We start from the raw sequence: 6552 nt of genomic DNA on the forward strand, positions 1-6552 counted from the left end.
TTTTTTCGAAAAATCTGACTTCAAGTGTAATTGTGCTTCTGAGTATTTTAAGGTTAGTCTTTTTTGCGAGACACTAACTTTTGTTTTTTTCTGTACTTTTCCATCGGGCCACATAACCATTAATGAATCAATCGTTTGTGCCTTTCCCGTACCTACTGAAATAGTGTTTGGCATTGATGAAAGGTATCCCCTCACAGGATAATTCTCAAAAAAAAGCTTTTCACCGCCAATCCAAGCTGTTAGTTTTGCTCCAATTCCATGCACATTTTTTTTATCACCCTCAAATCTTATATTTAGTGAAGTATTTTGTGTTTGTTTTTCAGTATTATTTTTAAATATTGATGCTTCACTATCAATATTATTGATGATTAAATCGAGGTCGCCATCATTATCAAGGTCGGCAAAAGCCGAACCATTGGCATACGAAAGTTCGTCTAAGCCCCAACTTGCCGAAACATTTTCAAAATCAAGGTTATTGTTATTGCGATAAGCATAATTTTTCAGTTGAATTTCGGGCACTTTTTCGAGTAGTTTCAAACGATTCTCACTTTTGGCTTCATTCGTTCCGAACATATTTTGGCTTCGGTAATAACTAATAAAATCAAGGTCAGTCACATTCTTTCTATAACCATTTGAGATAAAAATATCTTTTAACTTATCGTTATCAAGGTCACAAAGTAAGGTGCTCCAACTCCAATCGGTGCGAGCCACACCAGCCAAAAGTCCATTTTCATTGAATTGCGGAATCCCGTTGTCATTTCCTACATTTACTTGCAATACATTACGCATATATTGAAGCTGATAGTTATAAGGTGGCTTAACGCTCATTTCTTTCTTATCGTATTCGTGCTTTCCGAGCATTTGTTTTTGTCGAGCATTATCTTCGGGTAGCATATCAAGCTGAAAAATATCTACTTTTCCGTCTTGATTAATATCGGCAGCATCAACACCCATGCCCGACATGGCCGTATGAGGCATGGCGTCTTTCACTACATTTTCAAATGTTCCGTTGCCTTTATTCAGATAAAGTACATCAGAACTCAAAAAATCGTTGGAACAGTAAATATCTGGCAAATTATCATTGTTATAATCAGAAACCACCACACCCAATCCCAAACCTTCGTAAAGTATTCCTGCCTCTTTTGATACATCCTTATAAACAGGATGACCATCAGCAGTAGCGTAGTTTTGGAAAAGTTTGCTTGCCGAAGGGTGCGAACCATCATCAACTCTTGGTCTTAGATAGCTCGTATTTTGGGTGTCGGGTGAAGTATTCAACAAAAATACATCGAGGTCGCTATCGGTGTCATAATCAAAAAATACTGATTGCGTCGTATAGCCAGCATAATCAAGTCCATAAGCAGCGGCTTGTTCCTTAAAGCTTGGTTTTTTAGTTTTCTGATTGATGAATAATAAATTTCGGGTTTCTTTCATGCTTGGGTGAGCAGCCACCGAAACATAAATGTCGTCCCAGCCATCATTATTAATATCTACGACCGAAACCCCATTGCACCAGCGATTAGTGGAAACCCCAGCTTCTTGAGTAATTTTTTCAAAACCTAAGTCTTCACCGTCGGTATTTCCCTTATTCAAATACAATTCCGAACTCACTTGATTTCCAGTGAGAAAAATATCCTCAAATCCATCATTATTAAAATCTCCGATACCCACCCCCCCACCGTTGTAGAAATTCGTAAACGTAAATGCGTTGAGTTCTTCGCTTGCTTTGAGTGAGTTTACAAAATCTATCTTAGTATGGCTGCTTGATACTTTTTCGAATAGTTTTTGGGTATTTGGTTGGCAGCCGAACAGTATTACTAAGCAAAACGATGTAATTATAATTGATTTCATAAATTATAAAATTGTAATTGACTGTGATTTTAATTAATTATTTCGAGATAGAAATAATTTTATGTCAAAATAATACTAGTTTATAAAAAAAAAGTAACATTTTCTTTTTTTGAAAATTATTATGTGTACTTTTGACACGTATTTAAATGTGTATAAATGACACATAAGTCATTTCGGCACAATAATACAAATTCTATCATTATAAAATCAACTTTCTCAAAATGAAAAAAAACAATTTCAATCCAATCAATTATCAAGAGAATTCTCAAAGCTCGAGAAGGCTATTGTTGATTTTAGCATTGTCTCTGTTTTCGTTCAGCACACTAATGGCACAGGTTAGAGGTGTTGTCAAAAATGAAAACGGTGAGGTATTTCAAGGCGTAAACGTTACAATTAAAGGTGCGAATAAAGGTACTATCACCGACGCATCAGGACGATTTGAATTGGCAGCAACACAAGAGAATACTTTAGTGTTTAGCTTTTTAGGTTATAAGCCCACTGAAAGAAAGGTTGGTAACCAGAGAGAAATTAATGTTTCGTTAGAAGTTGACGAAAGTCTAATGGAAGAAGTTGTAGTGGTTGGATACGGTACACAAAAGAAAACATCATTGACAGGTGCAGTATCTTCAATCACAAACAAAGATTTAGTTACACAACCAGTTATTAGTGCCACACAAGCCATGCAAGGTCGTGTAGCTGGTGTTCAAGTTGTAAACAGCAGTAGCCCAGGAACCGAACCTCAGGTACGTGTGAGGGGTATTAGTTCGATTAGTATTAGTTCTGACCCATTATATGTTATTGACGGTATACCTGGTGGTGCACTTAATACGATAGCTCCAAATGACATAGAGTCTATAGAAGTATTGAAAGATGCCAGTGCTGCTGCTATCTATGGTTCAAGAGCCTCAAATGGTGTAATTTTAATTACTACTAAAAAAGGTAAATCAGGTAAATTGAATATCACGCTGGACTCGTATGTGGGTACACAACAAGCTTGGAAAAAATTAGACCTTCTCAAAGCTGCTGATTTTATTAATTATGGTAAAGCAATGGCTGCTTCAGCTGCTACCCCTATCTCGATTCCACGTTTTTCTAATTTGAACCAACCTGTGTATCCGGGGGCTACACAAACTTTCGCTCAAACAGATAACGACTGGCAAGATATTATGTTCCAGAATGCTCCTATCAATAATACTCAGTTGGGTCTTTCTGGCGGTACAGATAAATCTAAATTTTATTTATCGTTGGGTAGTTTTAATCAAGAAGGGATAATTCCTTTTACAGAGTATAGACGTAAAAGCATTCGTTTGAATACAGACCATAACCTTAATAAATTTATTTCTGTAGGTCAAACTTTAATGTTTACAAATGATAGCCGTATTGGTGAAGGTCAAGTAGGTGGTAGAAGTTTAATAATGAACATTATCCGTATGTCTCCAATTCATCCAACTGAAGACCCTACAAAGTTAGGTGGTTACAGTTCTCCGTCCAATTCATTTGATGGTACTGACCCTGTTAACCCATTGAGTATCACTAATATAATTCAAAAAAACGCAAATAACAATACTTATAAATTGTTAGGTTCTATATTTACTGATGTTAAATTAACTAATTGGTTGAAGTATAGATTTAGCTTAGGCGTTGACTACTCTAGTAATATAGCCAGAACTTTCACCCCAATTTATTTTGACGGAAATAACGGTAATCCAAATACTGCTACAATAGCTCAACAAAGAGGACGATATTTTTCAACAGTTATTACTAATCAGTTGACTTTTGACAAAACATTTGATAAGCACTATATAAATGCTACTGCAGTTGCTGAAAAGCAAGACGCACAGTTTAGTGGTATTAATCTTTCTGGCCAACGTCCCGACAATAATATTCAAGAAATACAGGGTGCTGCCAATCTTGCAGGCACAACCAACACTACTGCCAACAGCTTAATCTCATATATTGGTCGTTTGAACTATGAGTTTGGTGGTAAATATTTATTGAGTGGCTCTGTACGTCGTGATGGTTCATCAAAATTTGCACCGGGTAATAAGTGGGGTACTTTCCCATCGGTATCTGCTGGTTGGAGAATTAGTGAAGAGTCTTTCATGAAAGATCTTAAGGCTGTATCTGAGTTAAAACTTAGAGCAAGCTATGGTGTAACAGGTAATAACTCATTGGGTGATTATGCATGGCAGCCATTGATTCAAGCCAACAATACCAATTATTCATTTGGTAATGGTACTCAATTAGGTTCATATTTTAATGGTTTGGGTAACACAGGTTTGAGATGGGAAGAAACTATCACCAAGAATATAGGTGTTGACCTTTCATTGTTTAACAATAAAGTTACCTTCACAACCGAGCTATTTGAACGTAAAACAGATGGTCTATTGTTGTCTGTACCACTTCCTCAATCATTGGGTTACTCAAATAGTCCATTGGCTAACGTAGGTAGTTTACAAAACCGAGGTATCGAAATATCACTTGGCTACCGCCTTGACGCAGGTGATTTGAAATCAACCATCTCGGGTACATTCGATTTAATCAGAAACAAAGTTCTAAGTTTGGCAACACCAAATGCTACCATTAATGGTGGTGGCGGACAAGATTTTGGTGGTGATTCTTGGCGTACGGAGGCTGGTCAGGCATTCCGTTCATTCTATGGCTGGCAAGTTGCTGGTATATTTCAAAGTGAAGCCGAAATTGCTGCAGCCAATAGCACTGATGGTGATTCAAAAACACCTTATCAATTTGAATTTACAAGACCTGGCGATATCAAATTTAAGGATTTAGATGGAAATGGTAAAATTGATGCGAATGATAGAACCTATTTAGGAAGTTATTTACCTAAATTCAACTATGGTTTAAATTATGGTGGTACATACAAAAACTTTGATTTCCAAATCTTTTTCCAAGGGGTATATGGTAACAAAATATTTAATGGAACTAAATATTTAGGTCAAGGTATGTTGAGATTCTTCAATGCAACCACTGATGTACTCGACGCATGGACTCCTACTAATACAGATACTGATGTACCACGTATAGCTACTGGTGACCCTAACCAAAATGCCAGAATTTCTGACAGATTTATAGTAGATGGTTCTTATTTGAGACTTAAAAATCTTTCTATAGGCTATACTTTGCCATCTAATAAATTGTCAAAAATGACAAACAATATCCTAACTAAAGCTCGTTTTTACGTTACCAGTCAAAATTTACTTACAATTACCAAATACACTGGTTATGACCCTGAAATCAATAATGGTATTGATACGGGTAATTTTCCTCAGGCACGTACTTTGACTGTAGGTATAAATCTTAGTTTGAATTAATGAAAATTTAAAAAAGAAGACAATGAAAAAAATATTAATGTTAACGGGAGTGATTGGACTCTCTACTATATTAAGCTGTAACGAAAAAGATTTGGAAAAAGTAAATCCAAATGGGGTTACGTTTGAAACATATTTCACTAACGATGCTGAACTTGTAGCAGGAGTTAATTCAGTTTATGCCTTATTACAAGGCTTTGGTCTTGGTGCCAGAGAGTGGTTTTTTGTACATGACCTTCGTGGCGATGAAATGGCAACAGGTGGAGCACAACTCGAAGCACCTCGCAGTCAATTACTTATTGGTTCAAACGACCCTAACAATGCTGTTGCAAGAGATGTGTACACAGCTTGGTTTAGAGTTATACACAGAGCCAATGTGGTTATAGAAAGTTCGGCCAAAACAAATGCTACTTTTTCTAATGCTATAAAAACACGAGTAGCTGGTGAGGCTAAATTTTTGCGTGCTTTGGCTTACTTTGAGTTAGGAACACTTTGGGGTGGCGTACCTTTAAACACCGAATATGTAAAATCTGTTGAAGGTTCAAAAGGAAGAGCTACTATACAAGATGTGTACAAATTAGTGGTGGATGATTTAAAGGCAGCAGAAGCCGCTTTGCCAGATAGCTACCCAGCCAGCGAGGCTGGTAGAGCTACCAAAGCTGCAGCTCAGACTTTATTAGCTCGTGCTTTTTTACAGCAAGGCGACTATGCAAGTGCAAAAACTGAGTTAGATAAAGTGGTAAATTCTGGAAGATATAGAATAATAGATAATTATCTTGACCTTACTAACGAAGAAGGAGAGTTTAATGCTGAGTCAATATTTGAAATAGTATTCTCTAATTCAAACGGAGCCTTCAATTGGAGTGGACCAGATGGTGACGGTAATAGTTTGCAAGAAGAGTCAATTCGCTCTCAAGAGTATTCGCCAATAGGTTGGGGTAACTTAGTGCCATCTGCCAAAATAGCAAATGCCTACGAAAGAGTATCAAAAGGAGATGCTAAAAACGACCCACGCTTTGATATGTCATTCTGGAAGAAAGGTGATAGCTTTAATAGCGGTAAAGATGTAATGGGTGAAATAGGACCTGGTAGCCCAGTAAAAGTAGATGGAGCTGACACCAAATTAGCTTGGAGAAAATATTCTTTACTCTATAAATCAAACTCTGGTTTTGCCACCAGCGGTATCAATATGCGTGTAATGCGTTACGCTGATGTGCTTCTAATGCTTGCTGAATGTGAAAACGAACTCGGAAACTCAGCCAGAGCCATCACATTAATGAACCAAGTAAGAGCAAGAAAATCTGTGGATATGCCTCCTTATCCTACTAAAAATTATCCTTGTAGCAATAAAGCTCAAGTTTTTGAGGCTGTT

Annotated in this window: 3 protein-coding genes; 2 read left to right on the plus strand and 1 reads right to left on the minus strand. The window is 36.9% G+C overall.

Annotated features, from left to right (window positions below; genetic code table 11):
- Positions 1-1851, minus strand: a 1851-nt coding sequence (locus ACOVO2_RS05215) for a CRTAC1 family protein (protein WP_421768948.1), incomplete at its 3' end; no start/stop codon positions are given.
- Positions 1852-2072: 221 nt separating this feature from the next.
- Between ACOVO2_RS05215 and ACOVO2_RS05220 the strand changes: the two genes are divergently transcribed.
- A complete protein-coding gene (locus tag ACOVO2_RS05220; protein WP_421768949.1) occupies positions 2073-5183 on the plus strand; it encodes a SusC/RagA family TonB-linked outer membrane protein in 3111 nt (1036 codons plus the stop codon).
- A 22-nt stretch (positions 5184-5205) separates the two neighbouring features.
- Positions 5206-6552, plus strand: a 1347-nt coding sequence (locus ACOVO2_RS05225; RefSeq protein WP_421768950.1) for a RagB/SusD family nutrient uptake outer membrane protein, incomplete at its 3' end; no start/stop codon positions are given.

The sequence above is a fragment of the Emticicia sp. genome, from assembly GCF_049241225.1.
Classification (GTDB): Bacteria; Bacteroidota; Bacteroidia; order Cytophagales; family Spirosomataceae; genus Emticicia.

What these genes read in the sequence shown, in the direction of transcription:
- ACOVO2_RS05220 (WP_421768949.1), top strand. Translation starts at nt 2,073, where the DNA reads ATGAAAAAAAACAATTTCAATCCAATCAATTATCAAGAGAATTCTCAA.